14 protein-coding genes are annotated in these 19,492 nt (G+C 67.2%); 8 read left to right on the top strand and 6 right to left on the bottom strand.

Features of this window, described 5'->3' with window-relative positions:
* Window positions 1-67 precede the first annotated feature (67 nt).
* From AB0280_RS00070 to AB0280_RS00055, 4 genes are all read right to left on the bottom strand, one after another.
* Window positions 68-1,378: an RNA polymerase sigma factor gene (locus tag AB0280_RS00070; protein WP_159632193.1), complete on the bottom strand. Its 1,311-nt coding sequence runs from the start codon at window positions 1,376-1,378 to the stop codon at window positions 68-70.
* A 326-nt stretch (window positions 1,379-1,704) separates the two neighbouring features.
* A complete protein-coding gene (locus tag AB0280_RS00065) occupies window positions 1,705-3,048 on the bottom strand; it encodes a DUF4192 domain-containing protein (RefSeq protein WP_366365969.1) in 1,344 nt (447 codons plus the stop codon).
* Window positions 3,049-3,151: 103 nt separating this feature from the next.
* The gene (locus AB0280_RS00060; protein ID WP_159632195.1) at window positions 3,152-4,498 is read right to left on the bottom strand and encodes an MFS transporter; all 1,347 of its coding nucleotides are present in this window, start codon (window positions 4,496-4,498) and stop codon (window positions 3,152-3,154) included.
* A 51-nt stretch (window positions 4,499-4,549) separates the two neighbouring features.
* Window positions 4,550-5,488 carry a proteasome assembly chaperone family protein gene (locus AB0280_RS00055; protein WP_224025697.1) on the bottom strand — a complete coding sequence of 313 codons (939 nt, stop codon included), beginning with the start codon at window positions 5,486-5,488 and terminating at the stop codon, window positions 4,550-4,552.
* A gap of 256 nt (window positions 5,489-5,744) precedes the next feature.
* Here AB0280_RS00055 and AB0280_RS00050 point away from each other — a divergent pair, with 256 nt between their 5' ends.
* From AB0280_RS00050 to AB0280_RS00030, 5 genes are all read left to right on the top strand, one after another.
* The gene (locus AB0280_RS00050) at window positions 5,745-7,268 is read left to right on the top strand and encodes a leucyl aminopeptidase (RefSeq protein WP_366365968.1); all 1,524 of its coding nucleotides are present in this window, start codon (window positions 5,745-5,747) and stop codon (window positions 7,266-7,268) included.
* A 253-nt stretch (window positions 7,269-7,521) separates the two neighbouring features.
* Window positions 7,522-8,904 carry a dihydrolipoyl dehydrogenase gene (gene lpdA, locus AB0280_RS00045; protein ID WP_159632198.1) on the top strand — a complete coding sequence of 461 codons (1,383 nt, stop codon included), beginning with the start codon at window positions 7,522-7,524 and terminating at the stop codon, window positions 8,902-8,904.
* A gap of 114 nt (window positions 8,905-9,018) precedes the next feature.
* On the top strand, window positions 9,019-10,788 hold the full coding sequence (gene sucB / locus AB0280_RS00040) for a 2-oxoglutarate dehydrogenase, E2 component, dihydrolipoamide succinyltransferase (protein WP_366365967.1): 1,770 nt from the start codon (window positions 9,019-9,021) through the stop codon (window positions 10,786-10,788).
* Between the two features lie 147 nt (window positions 10,789-10,935).
* Complete coding sequence (locus AB0280_RS00035) at window positions 10,936-11,289, top strand: hypothetical protein (RefSeq protein ID WP_224025693.1); 354 nt, start codon at window positions 10,936-10,938, stop codon at window positions 11,287-11,289.
* Window positions 11,290-11,426: 137 nt separating this feature from the next.
* On the top strand, window positions 11,427-11,855 hold the full coding sequence (locus AB0280_RS00030) for an OsmC family protein (protein WP_018761077.1): 429 nt from the start codon (window positions 11,427-11,429) through the stop codon (window positions 11,853-11,855).
* Between the two features lie 81 nt (window positions 11,856-11,936).
* Here AB0280_RS00030 and AB0280_RS00025 read toward each other — a convergent pair whose 3' ends face one another.
* Window positions 11,937-15,458 (bottom strand): S41 family peptidase, encoded by a 3,522-nt coding sequence (locus tag AB0280_RS00025; protein ID WP_366365966.1) that lies wholly within the window; start codon window positions 15,456-15,458, stop codon window positions 11,937-11,939.
* A 73-nt stretch (window positions 15,459-15,531) separates the two neighbouring features.
* On the opposite strand from AB0280_RS00025, the gene AB0280_RS00020 reads away from it, so the two are divergent.
* Window positions 15,532-16,434, top strand: coding sequence for a TIGR01777 family oxidoreductase (locus tag AB0280_RS00020; protein WP_366365965.1), 903 nt, complete (start codon window positions 15,532-15,534; stop codon window positions 16,432-16,434).
* A gap of 32 nt (window positions 16,435-16,466) precedes the next feature.
* Here AB0280_RS00020 and AB0280_RS00015 read toward each other — a convergent pair whose 3' ends face one another.
* Entirely contained in the window at window positions 16,467-18,104 is a 1,638-nt protein-coding gene (locus AB0280_RS00015) for a serine/threonine-protein kinase (protein WP_366365964.1), read from the bottom strand.
* 127 nt (window positions 18,105-18,231) lie between these two features.
* Between AB0280_RS00015 and lipB the strand changes: the two genes are divergently transcribed.
* The gene (gene lipB / locus AB0280_RS00010; protein ID WP_366366231.1) at window positions 18,232-18,909 is read left to right on the top strand and encodes a lipoyl(octanoyl) transferase LipB; all 678 of its coding nucleotides are present in this window, start codon (window positions 18,232-18,234) and stop codon (window positions 18,907-18,909) included.
* On the top strand, window positions 18,906-19,492 hold a 587-nt coding region (locus AB0280_RS00005), incomplete at its 3' end, for a lipoyl synthase (RefSeq protein ID WP_366365963.1). The genes lipB and AB0280_RS00005, both read left to right, overlap by 4 nt.

The following is a 19,492-nucleotide window of genomic DNA, read 5'->3' as shown; positions in this document are numbered from 1 at the left end:
ACAGGGGCCGTCCCGGACCCACTTTTCAGTGGATCCGGGACGGCCCCTGTTCGGCCCTGCGAAGGGTTTAGTCCAGGTAGTCCCGCAGCACCTGCGACCTGGACGGGTGGCGGAGCTTGGACATGGTCTTCGATTCGATCTGGCGGATCCGCTCGCGGGTGACGCCGTAGACCTTTCCGATTTCGTCTAAAGTCTTCGGCTGTCCATCCGTCAGGCCGAACCGCATGGCGACGACGCCGGCCTCGCGCTCGGAAAGGGTATCCAGCACCGAGTGCAGCTGCTCCTGCAGGAGCGTGAAGCTCACGGCATCGGCCGGGACAACGGCCTCAGAGTCCTCGATCAGGTCACCGAACTCGGAATCGCCGTCCTCACCGAGGGGGGTGTGGAGCGAAATCGGTTCGCGGCCGTACTTCTGGACTTCGACAACCTTTTCCGGGGTCATGTCCAGTTCCAGTGCCAGCTCCTCGGGCGTGGGTTCGCGGCCCAGGTCCTGCAGCATCTGGCGCTGGACACGTGCCAGCTTGTTAATGACCTCAACCATGTGCACCGGGATACGGATGGTGCGGGCCTGGTCGGCCATGGCGCGGGTAATGGCCTGGCGGATCCACCACGTGGCGTAGGTGGAGAACTTGAAGCCCTTGGTGTAGTCGAACTTCTCCACGGCGCGGATCAGGCCAAGGTTGCCTTCCTGGATCAGGTCCAGGAAGAGCATGCCGCGGCCGGTGTAGCGCTTGGCCAGCGAGACCACCAGGCGCAGGTTGGCCTCCAGCAGGTGGTTCTTGGCGCGCTTGCCGTCGTGGATGATGAACTCGAGCTCCCGCTTGTACTTGGGATCCATGGATCCGTCGTCAGCGGCGATCTTCTCCTCGGCAAACAGCCCGGCTTCGATCCGCAGCGCCAGGTCCACTTCCTGCTCCGCGTTGAGCAGTGCCACCTTGCCGATCTGCTTCAGGTAGTCCTTGACGGGGTCAGCGGTGGCACCGGCGGACATGACCTGCTGCACCGGGGCGTCATCGTCGTCGGCGTCGGAGTAGACGAAGCCCTTGCCGCTGCCGGCGGCACCCTTGACGGGTTCAGCGTCGGCATCCTCAACTGCGTCCGCACCTTCGAGGACGATGTCGTCGAGGTCTTCCTCAACTTCTTCGACCTCGTCCGTGTCAACGTCACCGGACTTTCCAGCGGCCGCTGCTGCAGCCTTGGCGCCGGGCTTGGGCCCACGCTTCTTGGGCTCGCGCTTGCCGTCCGCTCCAGCCTCGCCGGCCGAAGCCTTGTTGGCAGCCCGCGTGGCTGCCCGCTTGGCGTTGGTCGCGGCCTGCTTCTCCTCAGGGGACAAGACGTCCTGGGCGGCGGAATCCTTCTTCGTGGAAGACGGGGTCACAGAAAACCTTTCTAGCGGTGGTCTGTGGAATCACCATACGGGCAACACCACTATGACCCTGTCAAGTCCGTGATGAAAACCAAGCGCCACCACGGCCGGCAGAGTCACTTAAGACAACTCCCGAAGCGGCTGTAATGTTCCCTCGCGGGGACGGTTACAAGCACTCGATACACGGACCCAACCGGGTCTCGGCATCCATTGTCTCATGATTTGCCCGGATCGGGCCTCCCCGGCCGTTATCCGTTCCCGCTGACACGCCATGGGCCGCCAAAGCCTGGCTTGTGTCCAGACCTCCGCCTGCGCCTGCCCTCCGCGTCCAGGGCCTCCTACCCGCCAGCCTGCTCCCCCGCACCTTCCTCCGGGCTTTCCTCCCGGAACTTCTGCCATGCAGCATCCTTCCGCGCAGCCCAGCCGCACAGTGTTCCCCTGCCCACGAGGTCCAGCAACAGCTCAGCAAGCCGGTAGTCCGGTTCAAGTTCAAGGGCCTGGCCCAGATAGCCGGCCGAATAGGATCCGCGGCCCCGGCACCATGAAACCCAGCCCTGAAGGGTCAGCGCGGCAACGGCCGGACGGCCGCCCAGCACAGCCAATTGCCCAAGGACCCGGTCCAGCGCGTCCAGGCACTCCCAGTCGGGAACGTCCGGCGCCAGGCCCATCAGGACCTCGCCGTATCCGGCTGGCGTGGGGCCGGAAGTGCCCCGGGCGCCCTGCACCAGGTGCAACCGCCGGGGTACGGCAGCCGGGTCAGGCGTGCCGGCAGGTTCGTCCCGCATGCCGTTCCCGGGTGCCCGGCGGCCCGGGAAGTTCACCGGAGGCAACAGAGGCAGCGGCACCACTGCGGCTGCGCCGCCGTCCGCACCCGCATCCTGAAGGACTCCAAACTGTTCGGCTCCGGCTTCCGCAGCGCTGCGGCCGGCCGCTGCCATGACCAGCACAGCATCGCGCCAGGTGGGACAGAGCAGCGTGGCACGCAGGAATGCGTCGCGCTCAACGTCGGGCACCCACGGCCCTGCCTGGGACCGGTCCAGCAGCAGTTCCCAGAAGTCGAGCACGGCACTGAACTGTGCCCTGCATCCGGACCTGCCGCCAAGCTCCTCCTCCCAGGTGGCCTGTGCCTCAAGGACGGCGGCCAGATGCATGGCGGGGACCGCCGTCGCCGGGCCGCGGCCTGTCCGGGGAGCCGGGCCAACGCTGCTGCCCCGGTACACCATCTCAGCGTTCAGCAGGCTGTCCCTGATCTGCTGTACGGGGCGCCCAGGAACCGGGCAGCACGAAGGATCGGTGCATGACGCGTCGCGCCAGTAGCGGTCTCCCACAAACCAGGCATCGCGCACGGGCATTCCACCGTCGGCAAGGGCCGACTGCACCGCGGAGATCAGGTGGTCGTAGGCGGACGGCCGAACCATCCGGGCGTCGCTGGTGAAAACGGCCAGCAACGAGCCGTCAGCGTCCCGGTCTGCCTCAAGGTAGCCGCGGACGGCGCGGGCGAACCCGGCCGGGGCTGCCTGGATGTCCCGTCCGGGAAGGTCGAGCCGCAGCGTGGCGCCGAGCCTGGTGCCGTGCAGCGTCATGGCTACCAGGCTGGAGACGGGCCAATATCCCAGTGAGTGTGGGATGAAGCCAAGGATGTCTTCCGGACCGCGGACTGTTAATCGTTCTGAAGCTGTCATGGCTCCAGCTTTCGCCCGGACTCCGGCCTTCCGTAAGGCGATTCCCCGCGTAAGTGGACAAGTCTGCCCCCGGGCGGTCAAAACCCGGCCTGTGCAGGAGCAGTCAGTCGTCCGTAGGCGTTGTCTGGCGGCGGCGCGCCAGGCTTTCCCGGCGCTGCCGGGCCAGGGCGCTGCGCAGTGGCGGCACCACGATCCCCTGGTCGGCCATCTGCCGCCGTACCTTCCGCCGGCAGGCCAGGATGGCGGCGGCACCAAAAGCCAGGAGCAGGAACTGGACGCTCAATGCCAACCGGAAGGGATCCAGTCCGTACAGCACCCCCTGCGAGAAGCCGGAGGCGTAGAGGACGTCGAGCACCAGGCCGATCAGGAATATGGACACCAGTGCCGCGATGAAGCCGCCGACGTTGACGATCCCGGTGGCGGTGCCGATCCGGTGCGCCGGGTTGAAGGTCCGGGCGAAGTCGAAGCCGATCATCGATCCCGGGCCGCCGATTGCCAGCACCACCACCAGGCCGGCCAGCAGCCACAGCGGAGCGCGGCCGGGCAACAGCAGCACGGCGGCCCAGGCTGCGGCGGTGCCGCCGGCGATCAGCAGGACCATAGTGGAACGCCGCAGCGGGTGCCGCGAAACGAAGCGCCCAATGAAGGGGCCCACCGCCATGGCGGCAGCGACGTAGAGCGCCATGAGGGCGGCGACGGTTCCGGCGTCCAGGCCCTGGCCGGAGATCAGGAACGGATAGCCCCAGGTCATGGCAAACACGGTGCCGGAAAACTGGATGGTGAAGTGGCTCCACATGCCCAGGCGGGTGCCGGGCTGGCGCCACGCACGGGCCAGCGACGCTCCGGTGGCCCGGAGGCCCTGCCGCGCGTGCGGCCTTTCGGTGCCCGGCGGAGCGTCCTGCAGCAGCAGGACGACCAGTACGACGGCGAGGGCGGACATCCCCGCCAGCATCAGGAACGCAGGGGTCCAGCCGGAGAGATGCAGGACCAGCGCGAAGGGCAGGACACTGAACAGCTGCCCCAACTGGCCGGACATGCCGGTCAGCTGGGTGACCAGGGGAACGCGGGCGGGAGCGAACCACAGCGGAATGAGCCGGATCACGGAGATGAAGGTCATGGCATCTCCGGCTCCCACCAGGACGCGGCCCAGGACGCCCCCCGGAATGCTGTCGGCAAAGGCCAACTGCAGCTGCCCGAGTCCCATCAGGACCGCGCCGCCGGCGATCATGGCCCGCGATCCGAATCTGTCCACCAGCAGGCCCACGGGGATCTGGAGACCGGCGTAGACCAGCAGCTGCAGGACGGTAAAGAAGGAGATGGCGGACGCGCTGGCGTGGAACCGCTCCGTGGCCTCGAGTCCCACCACGCCGAATGAGGTCCGCTGCGCCACGGCCACCAGGTACCCGAAAATTCCAATGGTCCAGATAAGCCAGGCGCGGGGTGCAGTCACCACTTCATTATGCCCGGCGCGTGCGCGCACCCCGGATGCTGTGACGCCGCGCTACTGCCCGGGGTTCTCCCTGGCCAGGTAGGCCTCCACGGCGGCACCGAGGTCGTCGGCGTCGGGAAGCTCGTCGTTCTCGTTGGCCAGCAGCGACCTGCGCACCATGCCGTCCGCCTTCTCGTCGTACCGGGTTTCGAGGCGGGAAACCACCTGCTGGACTTCCTCGGACGCCTCGATCTGTTCGGCGATCTGGCGGCTGACCTCGCGGCCCGATTCGCGGAGCCGGTCAGTGGGCAGCATGAGGGACGTCGCAGCGCCCAGGTATTCCAAACCGGCGACGGCGGCGGTGGGGTACTCGGCTTCGGCCAGGTAGTGCGGGACATGGATGACGTATCCGGCAACATTGCGTCCCGCCTCAACAAGGCGGAGTTCCAGGATGTGGCCCACAGCGGCAGGAACTTCAACGGTGGGCTTCCAGACGGAGATGCCTTCGATCAGCTCGGGCCGGTTTCCGTGCACGGTCACGCCTACCGGGCGGGTGTGCGGCACGGGCATGGGAATGGAGTGGATCCAGGTGACCAGGTTGACGTCGAGCTTCTCCACGATGTTCACGACGGCGCGGGCGAACCGTTCCCACTGCAGGTCGGGTTCGAAGCCGGCCAGGAGGAGGAAGGGCTTCCCCAGGCCATCCACCAGCCGGTAGAGGGCCAGCCGGGGCTCCTGGTAGTCCTGGATGTGGTCTTCGACAAAGCTCAGGTGCGGCCGCCGGGACCGGTAGTCGATCAGCTGGTCCGCGTCGAAGACCGCAACGGGCTGCGCGTCGAGGGAGTCCAGCAGTTCGGCGTTGATCTGCTTCACCACGTGGCCGGCGTCGGCAAACCCGGTGAAACCCATGACCATGTTCAGCCCCTGGAGTTCAGGGCTGTGGAACAGCTCAATGTTGCTGGCATAGAGCGCGTCGGGGTCCAGCAGGGAGCCGGAAATCCGTTCAAGCACGGCATGTTCCTTTCAGGGGTGCGGGTGGACATCATTCATAACGCGGCAGGCGCACCGGGCATTCCGCCGGCAGGTGTGGCGCACCTCTCAGGAAATTCTCCGGCGGCACCGCGTAAGGGCTACGATCGGAACTGGCCTGCCAGGCGGGCTTGCATCCACCCCGGGACCGTCCGGAACGGCCGGATCCGGGCCACCATGGCAGAGCGCCCAACATGCATCCCTGCCCGAACATTTCGAGAATTGAGGACTCATCCCTGTGGTCAAGAATACTGAAGTCAACCTTAGTACCGTCTCGCGGGACCTTAAGAAGAGCCCCAGCGACGCAGTGGTCATCGGGGTGGGGCAGGGAGCCGATGGCCCGGTCCTTCTGGACAACCCGTTGACGGCGAAGTCCGCGGAGGCACTCGCGGACTCGCTCAAGGCACTTGGGGTGACCGGTGCTGCCGACCAGCTGGTCCGCCTGCCGGGCCTGCCCGAAACCGGGGCAGGCATCCTGGTCCTCGCCGGCGTCGGCAAGGTTCCCGCCGCCGGAACGCTCACGGGCGAGTCGCTCCGCCGGGCAGCGGGGTCCGCCGTCCGGCAGCTGGCCGGCCTGGCCACGGTTACCCTGGCATTCCCCACCGCCGGGGTGCAGGACGTCGCGGCGGTCGCGGAAGGTGCCGCACTGGGCGCCTATTCCTTCACCGAGTTCCGTTCCTCGACTGACGGGCTGAAGGATCCTGTCCGCAACGCCGTGATTTTCACCGAACTGGCGGCCAGCGCGGACCTGGACGCGGCCCTCAAGCGTGCCGGGCACGTTGCCAAGGCCGTGAACCACACCCGCTCCCTCGTCAACACGCCGCCCAGCCACCTCTACCCGGAATCTTTCGCGGAGGCCGCCAAGGAACTGGCCAAGGGCCTGCCCGTCAAGGTGACGGTCTGGGATGAGAAGCGCCTTGAGAAGGAAGGCTTCGGCGGAATCATGGGCGTGGGCAAGGGCTCCACGCGCCAGCCCCGCCTGGTCAAGGTCGAGTACGCCCCCGCCAAGGCCACCGCCAAGATCGCCCTCGTCGGCAAGGGCATCACGTTCGACACCGGCGGAATCTCGCTCAAGCCTGCCCTGAACATGGGTGACATGAAGAGCGACATGGCGGGCGCCGCCGTCGTCCTTAACACTGTCCTGGCCCTCGCCGGCCTGGGCCTGCCGGTCAAGGCGACCGCCTGGCTGTGCATCGCCGAGAACATGCCCGGCGGCGGCGCCTCACGCCCCGCGGACGTACTGACCATGTTCGGCGGCAAGACGGTGGAGGTGCTCAACACCGATGCGGAAGGCCGGCTGGTCATGGCGGACGGCATCGTCGCTGCCAGCCGCGAATACCCTGACGCGATCATCGACGTCGCCACCCTCACCGGCGCGCAGCTGATCGCGCTGGGGAACCGCACCGCGGGAGTCATGGGCTCGGACAGCGTCACGGGGGCGCTCAAGGCAGCGGCTGACCGTGCCGGTGAACTGGTGTGGCCCATGCCCCTGCCGGAGGAACTGCGCCCCACCCTCGATTCCCAGGTGGCAGACCTGGCCAACATCGGCGAACGGCATGGCGGCATGATGACCGCAGCCGTGTTCCTGCGCGAATTCGTGGGTAAGGACAAGGCAGGCGAACAGATCCCCTGGGCGCACATCGACATTGCAGGACCGTCCTTTAACAACGGCAGCCCGTACGGCTACACGCACAAGCAGGGCACCGGATGCACCGTCCGTACCCTGGTGGCCTACGTGGAGGACATCCTGGCCGCCGCCTGAGAACGGCTGCAGCCCCGGTGCCACGCGGCTCTGCGGCCAGGTGATTCCTGTGCCACAGAGCCGCGTGACACTGGACACAAGCGCTCCACAAACGCAGCGCCAAGGTGGAGCATGGATAGGTGGTTCGCTAAGGTGAACCACGGTAGTCACAAATGCAAGAGAGTTGCCCTGCTGACATAATCACGGCAGTGCAAGTTCCAAGACCAGATGATGCGCGCTGATCGCGTCATCGTTCACGCGAGGGAGCGTTTTAGTGGCCGATCAGGCAACTGCGCAAGAATTCGACATCCTGGTACTCGGTGGCGGCAGCGGCGGATACGCTGCAGCGCTGCGTGCGGTACAGCTCGGCCTCACCGTCGGCCTCGTGGAGAAGGGCAAGCTGGGCGGCACCTGCCTCCACAACGGCTGCATCCCCACCAAGGCCCTGCTGCACTCCGCAGAGCTGGCCGACCACGCCCGTGATTCCGCCAAGTACGGCGTGAACGTCACCCTCGACGGCATCGACATCAACGCCGTCAACGCGTACAAGGACGGCATCATCGCCGGCAAGTACAAGGGCCTGCAGGGTCTCATCAAGTCCAAGGGCATCACCGTCATCGAGGGTGAAGGCAAGCTCCAGGGCACCGACACCGTCGTGGTGAACGGCACCGCCTACAAGGGCAAGAACATCGTCCTGGCCACCGGCTCCTACTCGCGCACCCTTCCGGGCCTCGAAATCGGCGGCAAGGTCATCACCTCCGACCAGGCGCTGACCATGGACTACATCCCCAAGAGCGCCATCATCCTGGGCGGCGGCGTCATCGGCGTCGAATTCGCCTCGGTCTGGAAGTCGTTCGGCGTGGACGTCACCATCGTTGAAGGCCTGCCCTCCCTCGTTCCCAACGAGGACGCCACCATCATCAAGAACTTCGAGCGTGCCTTCAAGAAGCGCGGCATCAAGTTCTCCACCGGCGTCTTCTTCCAGGGCGTGGAGCAGAACGACGACGGCGTCAAGGTCACCCTGGTGGACGGCAAGACGTTCGAAGCAGACCTGCTGCTCGTCGCCGTCGGCCGCGGCCCCGTCACGGCCAACCTGGGCTACGAGGAAGCCGGCGTCACCATCGACCGCGGCTTCGTCATTACCAACGAGCGCCTCCACACCGGCGTCGGCAACATCTACGCCGTCGGCGACATCGTCCCCGGCGTGCAGCTGGCCCACCGCGGCTACCAGCAGGGCATCTTCGTGGCCGAGGAAATCGCCGGCCTGAAGCCTGTTGTGGTCGAGGACATCAACATCCCCAAGGTCACCTACTCCGAGCCCGAAATCGCCACCGTTGGCTACACCGAGAAGGCTGCCAAGGAAAAGTTCGGCGACGACCAGGTCCAGACCCAGGAATACAACCTGGCCGGCAACGGCAAGAGCTCCATCCTGGGCACCTCCGGCCTGGTCAAGCTGGTCCGCCAGAAGGACGGCCCCGTGGTGGGCGTCCACATGATCGGCGCCCGCATGGGCGAGCAGGTGGGCGAGGCCCAGCTGATCGTGAACTGGGAAGCATACCCCGAGGATGTGGCGCAGTTGCTGCACGCCCACCCCACCCAGAACGAAGCCCTCGGCGAAGCGCACCTGGCGCTGGCCGGCAAGCCGCTGCACGGCTAGTTCCCACCAGCATTACCAGGCCTGGTGCACCCGGTCGCGCAGACCGGGTGCACTAGGCTTCCAACAAGGCAGCAATCATTCGCACTAAAGATCAATAAGGAGAACGGGGACGACATGTCTGAATCCGTTAACTTGCCCGCCCTCGGTGAGAGTGTCACCGAAGGAACCGTCACCCGCTGGCTTAAGCAGGTAGGTGACCGGGTAGAGGTGGACGAGCCGCTGCTCGAAGTCTCCACCGACAAAGTAGACACTGAAATCCCCTCTCCTGTAGCTGGCGTGATTGAAGAAATCCTGGTCGCTGAAGATGAGACCGCCGAGGTAGGCGCACCGCTGGTCCGCATCGGTGACGGCTCCGGCGGCGGTTCCGCCCCGGCCGAAGAAGCTCCCGCGGCCGCTCCGGCACAGGAGGCTCCCGCACAGGAAGCCCCCGCTGAAGCAGCGCCCGCACAGGAAGCACCTGCCCAGGAAGCGCCCGCCCAGGAAGCTCCGGCTGCCGGCGGCGAAAGCCACGAAGTAACCCTCCCCGCACTGGGTGAGAGCGTCACCGAAGGCACCGTCACCCGCTGGCTCAAGGCCGTAGGCGACTCCGTCGAGGTCGACGAGCCCCTGCTCGAGGTTTCCACCGACAAGGTTGACACCGAGATCCCCTCCCCCGTTGCCGGCACGCTGCAGGAAATCCGGGTCAACGAGGACGAGACCGCCGAGGTTGGTTCCGTACTTGCCGTTATCGGCTCCGGCGCCCCCGCTGCCGCTGCCGCGGCTCCGCAGGCTGCGCCCGCCGCTCCCCAGCAGGAAGCCCCCAAGCAGGAAGCTCCCAAGCAGGAGGCTCCCAAGCAGGAAGCTCCCAAGCAGGAAGCCCCCGCTCCGGCGGCGGCACCGGCCCCCGCCGCAGCTCCGGCGCCCGCCCCGCAGGCTGCCCCGGCAGCCCAGGAAGCCGCGCCGGCTGCAGGTTCTGAATCCGGCTACGTCACTCCCCTGGTCCGCAAGCTGGCAAACCAGCACGGCGTGGACATCTCCTCACTGTCCGGCACCGGCGTTGGCGGCCGCATCCGCAAGCAGGATGTCATTGCCGCCGCCGAAGCCAAGGCTGCCCCGGCCGCGGCTCCGGCAGCAGCCCCTGCCGCTTCTGCCCCGGCCGCGTCGGGTGCAGCAGCCTCGTCGCTGCGCGGAACCACCCAGAAGGCTCCGCGTATCCGCCAGGTCATCGCCCGCCGCATGCGCGAGTCCCTCGAGGTCTCCACGCAGCTCACGCAGGTGCACGAAGTGGATATGACCAAGGTCGCCAAGCTGCGCGCCCGTGCGAAGAACTCGTTCCAGGCACAGAACGGCACCAAGCTGACCTTCCTGCCGTTCATCGCCAAGGCAGTGGCCGAGGCCCTCAAGCAGCACCCCAAGCTCAACGCTGCATACGACGAGGACAAGCAGGAAATCACCTACCACAACGCCGAGCACCTGGCGATCGCCGTCGACACCGATAAGGGCCTGCTGGTCCCGGTCATCTCCGACGCCGGCAACCTGAACCTCGCCGGACTGGCAGGCAAGATTGCCGATGTTGCTTCGCGCACCCGCGACGGCAAGATCGGTCCGGACGAACTGTCCGGCGGCACGTTCAGCATCACCAACATCGGTTCGGTGGGCGCACTGTTCGACACCCCGATCATCAACCAGCCGCAGGTTGGCATCCTGGGCACCGGCGCGATCGTCAAGCGCCCCGTTGTGGTTGCCGACGAAAACGGTGATGACTCGATCGCCATCCGCTCCATGATGTACCTGTCGCTGACGTACGACCACCGCCTGGTGGACGGCGCGGACGCGGGCCGGTTCCTCCAGACCCTGAAGGCACGCCTCGAAGAAGGCGCCTTCGAAGCGGACCTGGGGCTGTAACAGCCAGCCACGAACGACGGCGGCGGGTGCCATCGGTGGAATAACCACCGGCGGTGCGCGCCGCCGTCGTTGTTTAACCGGCACCCGGCACGGGTGGACAGCGTGGCTTTGCTACGGGCTGTAGAACTGACTGGCTAAGCTGGAGCCATGACTATCCTCTTTAACATCCTGGTTTTCCTCCATGTGGTGGGCGCGGCCATGATCGTGGGCTACTGGATCGCCACGATGCGGACCCCCACCGTGCACCCGCGCCAGCGTGATGGCGCTTTCCTGCAGCTGCTCACCGGCATCGCCATGATGGGCATCCTTCCGTTCCTGCCGGACAAGGACCCCAACTACGCCAAGCTGGGCATCAAGTTCGTTATCGCCATTGTGGTTGCCGTCCTGGCTGTGATTGGATCCCGCAAGGTCAAGAAGGGTGAGCCGGTCTCCACCGGACTCGCGCACGGCGTCGGCGGCCTGGCCCTGGTCAACATCGCCATCGCCACGATCTGGCAGTAACCGCCCCGTCCGGACCGCCGGTCATAATCCTCTGAGAGCGGATTATCCGTGCATGGCACGTGCCGGATCCCTAGGATGGGAAACGGTGGGCCCGGCCATGCTGCCGGACCCGGACCGAATCGACGTTGAGGAGAGACATGGCTACAACACGCAACGCCCACACCGTATGGACCGGAAGCCTGACCGAGGGCTCGGGGAACACCACCCTGGACAGCTCCGGCCTGGGGACCTTCGATGTCACCTGGAAGGCGCGCACGGAGGCTGCCGGCGGAAAGACCAGCCCGGAAGAGCTGATCGCAGCCGCCCACTCGGCTTGCTTCTCCATGGCCTTCAGCCACGAACTCAGCCAGGCGGGCTTCACGCCGGAAGAGGTCAACACCAAGTCGGAAGTTGGCTTCCAGCCCGGAACCGGCATCACCGGCAGCCACCTGACCCTCAACGCCCGTATCCCCGGCATCTCGGAAGAAGACTTCCAGCGCATTGCCGAGGCCGCCAAGAAGGGCTGCCCGGTGTCCCAGGCCCTGGCCGGCATCGAAATCACCCTCGACGCCACGCTGCAGGCCTAGGCCGCACGGCCCCGCACAACGCCAAAGGCCCTGCCCTTCCGGGATTCCGGAAGGGCAGGGCCTTTGTTGTTGCCGGTGAGGTCAGCCGTCGTGCCGGCGGGCCGGCAGCGGAGCAGGCAACAGTTTCCGGTAGCCCGAGCGGGCCGGAGGCCGGTCAGTGGGCAGTTCCTGGATCATTTCCTTCAGCGCGCCGATGCCGTACTCCAGCTGGGGATCCCGTCCGGCAGCGTAGGCGTGCGGCGGGTAGGTCACCTCGATGTCCGGATCAACGCCGTAGTTTTCCACACTCCAGCCCACGCCGCCGCTGAACCAGTTTGCGTAGCGGGGCTGGGTGACGCCAGTGCCGTCCGCCAGCGTGAAGCGGTTGTCGATTCCAACAACACCGCCCCAGGTGCGCGTTCCGATCACCGGGCCGATGCCGCGCAGTTTCGAGACCTGGGTGATGATGTCGCCGTCGGACCCGGCAAATTCGTCCGCAAGGATGATCACAGGCCCCCTCGGCGCGTGGTGCGGGTAGGTGCGTGGCTTCTCCCCGCGCGGCATGCTCCATCCCGTCACCTTGCGGCCGATGAGTTCAGCGACAAGCTGCGAGGTGTGTCCCCCACGGTTGCGGCGCACGTCGACGATCAGGCCATCGAACGCGGTTTCCGTGTCCAGGTCCCGGTGCAGCTGGGCCCAGCCGTTGGCCATCATGTCCGGAATGTGCAGGTAGCCGAAGGTTCCGTTCGACGCCTCCCGGACGGTCCGCCGGTTGCCCGCCACCCATTCCTGGTACCGCAGGCGCTCCTCATCCTTGACAGGCACGACGGCGACCCGGCGCTGGGTGCCTTCAGCACCGCCATGCCCGGGCCCGTTGAGGAGGGTAAGCTCCACGGCGCGGCCGGCAGCCCCGACCAGCTGCATGGCGGGTGTGACGTTTTCGGACAGCGGGACGCCGTCGACGGCCAGCAGGATGTCCCCCGCCTTGGCGCCGACGCCCGGCCTGGTAAGCGGGGAGGTGGCCAGCGGGTCAGAGGACTCGCCCGCCAGGATGCGGGTGATCTCCCAGCCGCGGGCGGTGTGCGTGAGGTCGGCGCCGAGCCTGCCTTGTCCGCGGCTGCCGCGTTCGGTGACGGCGGCGGGGCGCACGTAGGCGTGGGAGGTTCCCAGTTCGCCGTGCAGTTCCCACAGCAGGTCCACCAGGTCGTCGTGGGACCCCAGCCGTTCCACCAGGGGCCGGTACCGGGTGTGGATGGACTCCCAGTCCTGGCCGGCCATGTCCTCGGTCCAGAAGAAGTCGCGCTGCAGGCGCCAGGCCTCGTCGAACGCCTGTCCCCAGACGCTCAGCGGATCCATCAGGACACGGATCCGGCCCAGGTCCACCTTGACCACCTTGCCGGATTCCTCATCCGCCTTGGCATCCGACGGAACCACGGTCACCTGCTTGTCGGCAACGATCACCACTTTGCTGCGGTCGCCGGAGAGGCGGTAGCTGTCCACGGAGTCCACCAGGGTTGCCTGCTTGCGCCGGGCGATGTCGTACCGGACAAGGCTGGGACGGGCGTCCTTGTCCTCCTGGCTGGCCTTTCCGTCGCCGGTGACGCCCGCCAGGACGGAGTCGAGCCAGAGGAGTGCACCGTCAACGGCCTTCAGCGAGCTGTAGTTGCCCTGCGGCACGGGAACGCCGATCACGCGGTGGGCCAGGCCCTCCGCGTCCACCACGACGGCAGGCACGGCATTGTCCCCGGCCTCGTCTGCGTCCGTGGATTTTGCGTCCGCGCCGGCGTCCGGTTCCCCGCCCGCGGGATCAACCGAAGGGCCAAAGGGCGACGGCGTCTCAGCCGTCAGTGCCACCAGGTACGGCTTGATGGGGCTGGGGAAGGAAAGGTCGAACGAATGCCCGTCGTACACGGGGTCGAAGCTGCGGTTGGACAGGAAGGCAAGGAATTTGCCGTCCGGCGTGAAGGCCGGGGAGGCGTCGCGGAAGCGGCCGTCGGTGACATCCACGGGTTCGGCGTCGAGCCGGTCCACGGTGGCCAGTCGCAGCCGGCTGCGCGAACCGAAAGAGGTGACAGGCTCCGACCATGCCAGCCAGCGGGAATCGGCGGACCAGGCCAGTTCCGAGATACTGCCTTCCCCGATGCTGGCGACCTGTGTGAGGTCTCCGCTGCGGGTGTCCACGACGAACACGTCACCAAAGGAGGTCCCGAGGGCAACCCAGTGGCCGTTGGGGCTTGCCTCCAGGGAACTGGCCCGGGACGGCGTCGGGACGGTGATGCCTGGCTCCGCCGTGGTTGCCTGGGCGTCAGCCACGGGTGCTGCGGCCTGTGGAGCCACGTCCGCCTGCTGCTCGTCGTCGGAGGGAACGTGGACCGTGGCGGCCGTCGGCGCCTTGGCGCCGGACGCCGGAACAGGCTGGGGAAGGCTGACCGCTTCCGCGTCCTCCCCGCCGGTTGCTGCCGCCTCCGGGGAAGCGTTGGCCGCAGCAGTCGGGGTGTTGTTCTGCGCGTCCCCCTTCCCGGCAGTGTGCGGGACGGGTGCGGCGATGTCCTTGATCTGCAGTGCTTCCACACCGTCGTGGTCGGCGATGTAGGCAATGCGGCCGTCCCCCAGCGGCCTGGGCAGCCGGCCCCGGACGCCCGGGGTGGCCTCGATGATGCGGGACGGACCGTCCTTGTGCCGCAGCCAGTGGATGGTGCCGTGGGACTCCACCGCACTGGCGGCACCCGCAATGTCCGGTGCCACCGCGCCCAGGTGCTTGACGGCGTCGAGCAATGCGGGGCGGCGGGTCTGTGAGGCGGAGCCGAGGGTGATGTCGAGCTTGACCGCGTCTGCGGCAAGGTCGTGGAGGACCCAGAGTTCGCCTGCGGATTCGAAGATCACCCGCTTGCCGTCCGTGGCTGCATGCCGGACATAGAAGTCCTGGTGGTCGGTGTGCCGGCGCAGGTCCTTGCCGCTGGGAAGCACCGAATACAGGTTGCCGTAGCCCTCGTGGTCTGACAGGAAGGCGATCCGGCCCTCCACCCACAACGGATCAGTGAGGTTGCCGTCGAGGTCCGGCAGCAGGCGTTCGAACTCGCCGTTGCCGTCGCGGTCGATCCACAACTTTCCGGCCGTTCCGCCGCGGTAGCGCTTCCACCACGCCGGCTCACGGGAGAGCACGCTGGCCAGCACCACAGGGCGTTCGTCGCCTACCTCGGGACCGAAGGCAACCGACTCCACAGGCCCGTACGGGAGCTCCTGGGCCCAGCCGCCCTCGAGCGGAACGCTGTAGGCGTGGGTGTGCCGGCTTTCAGCCTGGCGGAAGGCACTGGTGACCACCACGGAACCACCGGTGGTGAATCCCTTGACCTTGGTGGTGCTGTGGCCAAAGTAGGTGAGCTGCCGGTACCCGCCGCCGTCCACCTGTGCGGACACAACCTCCGGCGCCGTTCCCTGGACCACGGTCCACACCAGGCGCTTGCCGTCCGGGGTGAAACGCGGGTTGCGGGCCGGAAGCTGGAGCGAGGAAACACGCCAGGCACGGCCGCCGTCCAGGGGCGCGATCCACACGTCATCCTCGGCCACGAAAGTGACCAGATCGCCGTGCAAATGCGGGAAACGGAAGTAGCTCGAAGAGGTCATCGTTCGATCATAGTCAACCCCCCACCCGCCCCGCGGGAGATACACAACCCGCGCCGCCGTGGTGAGATGGACCATGCACATCGTCATGGCCGGCGCCTCGGGGCTAATCGGCACTTCCATGTCCGCGGCATTCCGCAATGCCGGCCATTCGGTGGTGACGCTGGTCCGCCGGCCCCCTGCCAGCGCCGCCGAAGTCCGCTGGGACCCTGCGGCCGGCGTCCTGGATCCGGGCGCACTCTCGGGTGCTGACGCCGTCGTCAACCTCTCTGGAGCGGGAATCGGCGACAGGCCATGGACGCGCAGGCGGGTGGAGGAACTTTTCAGTTCCCGCCTGGGACCAACCAGGACCCTGGTGCAGGCCATGGCACGGGCTGATACGCCACCGGCCACCTTCATCAGCCAGTCCGGTTCGGGCTATTACGGCGATGCGGGCAATACGGTGCTGCGGGAAGATGCGGCGGCAGGTGAGGGGACACTCCCGCAAATCTGCATTGAGTGGGAGCAGGCCGCCCTGATGGCGCCGCCGGGAGTGCGGGTGGTGACGCCCCGGACCGGGGTGGTGTTCAGCCGCTCAGGCGGCGCATTGGGCAAGCTGCTTCCGCTGCTGCGCCTGGGCGTGGGCGGACCGTTTGGAAACGGCCGGCAGTTCTGGCCCTGGGTGACACTGCCCGATGTCTCGGCCGCTTTCCTGTTCCTCCTGGGCTCCCCGGTCTCCGGCCCGGTCAACCTGGCCGCCCCTGAACAGGCGGACGTCAATACCATCGTGGCAGCGCTGGCCCACGCGCTGCACCGCCCCGCCGTCCTGCGGGTACCTGCCCCCGTGCTGCGCACCGTGATGCCCGGCCTGGGCGAAGAACTGCTGCTGTACAGCCAGCGGATGGAGCCGGCGGTCCTGACCGCCGCTGGGTTCACGTGGCAGCACGGGCACCTGGCAGATGCTGCCCGCTGGGTGGCTGGAGGGACCAGCGCCGGCTAGCCCTGCCGGGGACTCCGGCCCGGAGTGCCGGTTCATGGGCCCGGAAGGATGTCGGCTACCAGCCACCGGCCTTCCACGGAGATCAGCACCAGCCGAAGCAGCTGCGGCCTGGTGGGTGCCCCAGTGGCGACTACTGCGTCTCCGGCGTCCACCATCCGGTACCCGGAGGCAGCGGATACAGCCCGCACCACGGCATGGGCTTCGGTGCCCCCATCTTCGGCGGCGATCTCGGAAAGCGTGGTGGTGAACCCGGTGAGGCGCTGGCCGGATCCGGCAAACTGGCCGGCGACGCGCTGGTCAGCCGCGGCGGCGGCCGACCCGGGGGCATTCACCTCGGCCAGCAGTTCCACGCCCCCGCTGCTGAAGGCATAGTCGCGAAGCGCCGCCAGCCCCTGCACGGCTTCCACCGGATCAGCTGCTGCGGCCCGCCGCCGTGCGGCGTCCACGGGCACGGGAAGCCCATTACCGCCGCCTGAATCGGCCTCCGCACCCGCACCTGCACTTGCTGACGGCGCAGATGTTGACGGCAGCCCCTGGGCGGCACCTTGAAGCCACGTGCCATCCCCTGCGGTCGCCGACAGCCACCACGCCACTGCCGCCACTGCGGCAATCAGCGGCATGGCGGAGCGCAGCAGCACCCGCCGCCTCTGCCCACCAACGGGCCCGTCCACGTGCTTTCCCCTGGCCGGCGCGGTTGTCGTTGTTGCCGCTCCCGGCCGTGCGGACCAGCGGGATGTGGCCGCCCGGCGTCGCAGGCCCTGGGCTTTCGTTCGCAGTGCGCTGCGCTTTGACCCGGCGGGAACGTGCCGTCGCGTCAACAGCTCAGGCAGGACAGTGGGGTGGACCGCGTCGGAAAGATCCACGGGCTGCGGTTCGGCGCTGCGGTAGACGGCCGTGGCCAGCGCCAGCGCGTCCGGGCGCAGGCGCCGCTCATCGTTCAGGCCTGCTTCCAGGGCGGCCGCGAGGTCTTTGGGAACCCCGGGAACCACCAGGGACAACGGCGGACGGTCGGCCGTGCGTCCCGGCGCTTCACCTGTGAGGCAGTACCACCCAAGGGCAGCCACCGAGTACACATCGCGTTCGGGCTGCAGGCCGGCACGGACCGCGTCCACCGGGGCGGGATCAAGGAATCCGCCCGTTCCCGCGGTGCCGGCGCCGCCCGGGTCCCCGAGCCTCCGGGCGACGCCGAGATCGGACAGCATCGGTTTTCCCTGCCCGGTGAAGAGCACGTTTCCGGGCGAGACGTCGGAATGCGTGAAGCCTTTGCCGTGCAGGTACGCCAAGGCCTGGGCGATCGGCGTCAATACCGTGACAGTCTCCCCCACGCTGAGCCTGCCGCGGGCGGACACCAACTGGGCCAGGGAACCGCCGGCAGCATAATCCATGGTCAGTGACGTACCACTGCCCGGTTCCGTCCCCTGGACCGCGTCGTGGGCCCGGATCAGGTGCTGGTGGTCCAGGACTGACAGGATGCGGATCTCCCGCCGCACCTCCTCCTCGGTGATGCCCGGGCTGCTGCGCGTCCCGCTCCCGGCGGCCCGGAAGCACTTGAGGGCGTATTCCTGTCCCGTCCGTTGTTCCCTGGCCAGCCACACGTCCGCGCTGCCGCCGCGGCCCAGCAGCCTGCCGACGTCGTAGCCGGGTACGTCGGGTGCCTGTGCATCGTCCATGGTCCATGTCTAGCCGAGTTCCGTCCGGCCTGCAGAAGTTATCCACAGCCCTCGCGGTTGCAGTCACAAAGAGCAGGGCCGGTGAGCTTGGACACTAAACCGGGCCGGCGCGGCTGCGGGGTCTAAGCTGGATGCCATGACTCTTGAGTTTTCACAGCTGGGTCTTGCCCCCGACTTCGTTGATTACATGGAAGGCTGGGATGCCCAGCGCGAACTCCATGACAAAGTTGTCGCCGGAAGTGCGCCCAGCACAGTCCTTCTTTTGGAGCACGCCGCTGTATATACGGCCGGCAAGCTTACCGAGGACCACGAGCGGCCCTTTGACGGTACGCCGGTCGTCGCAGTGGACCGCGGCGGCAAACTGACCTGGCACGGCCCCGGCCAGCTGGTTGCCTACCCCATCCTGAAGCTGAAGAACCGCTCAGGGATCAGGGACTATGTGGAGCGGCTGGAAGAAATCATGATCACCGTCATGGCGGACTACGGCATCAGGGCTGAACGCATCAAAGGCCGCGCCGGCGTATGGATCAAGGCCGATTCCAAGGGCCCCGACCGCAAGATCGCGGCTATCGGCATCCGCGTCCTGAACGGCGTCGCCATGCACGGCGTCGCCATCAACTGCAGCAATGACCTGGCGCCCTACGGCCAGATCATCGCCTGCGGCATCACTGACGCCGGAGTCACCACCATGTCCCTTGAAACGGGCAGGGAGATCCATCCCGCGGACATCGCGGAGCGGTTCGTGGAGGAATTCCGCAAGCACGAAGAAGCATTGGTTTCGAGCCCTGAAGGAGCTCTACTGTGACATTGGCACCTGAAGGCCGGAAGATGCTGCGGATCGAGCAGCGCAACGCTGCGGTCCCGGTGGAGCGCAAGCCGGAGTGGATCAAGGCCAAGGTCCAGATGGGCCCGGAGTTCGTCGGGCTGAAGAACCTGGTCAAAAAAGAAGGCCTGCACACCGTCTGCGAAGAAGCCGGCTGCCCCAACATCTTCGAATGCTGGGAAGACAAGGAAGCCACCTTCCTGATCGGCGGCTCCGAATGCACCCGCCGCTGCGACTTCTGCCAGATCGACACCGGCAAACCCTCCCCCGTGGACATGTTCGAACCCACCAAGGTGGCCCGCTCCGTACAGTCCATGCAGCTGCGCTACGCCACCGTCACCGGCGTGGCCCGCGACGACCTCGAAGACGAAGGCGTCTGGCTCTACGCCGAAACCGTCCGCAAAATCCACGAACTGAACCCCGGCACCGGCGTGGAACTGCTCATCCCCGACTTCTCCGGCAACCCCGACCACATCAAGGCGATCTGCGACTCCGCCCCCGAAGTCTTCGCGCACAACGTCGAAACCGTGCCCCGGATCTTCAAAAGGATCCGCCCCGCGTTCCG

Source organism: Pseudarthrobacter sp. 902506025 (genome assembly GCF_040702325.1).
Taxonomy (GTDB): Bacteria; Actinomycetota; Actinomycetes; order Actinomycetales; family Micrococcaceae; genus Arthrobacter.
Note: the sequence above shows the minus strand (reverse complement) of the source record. Positions and strands in the feature narration are given on the sequence as shown.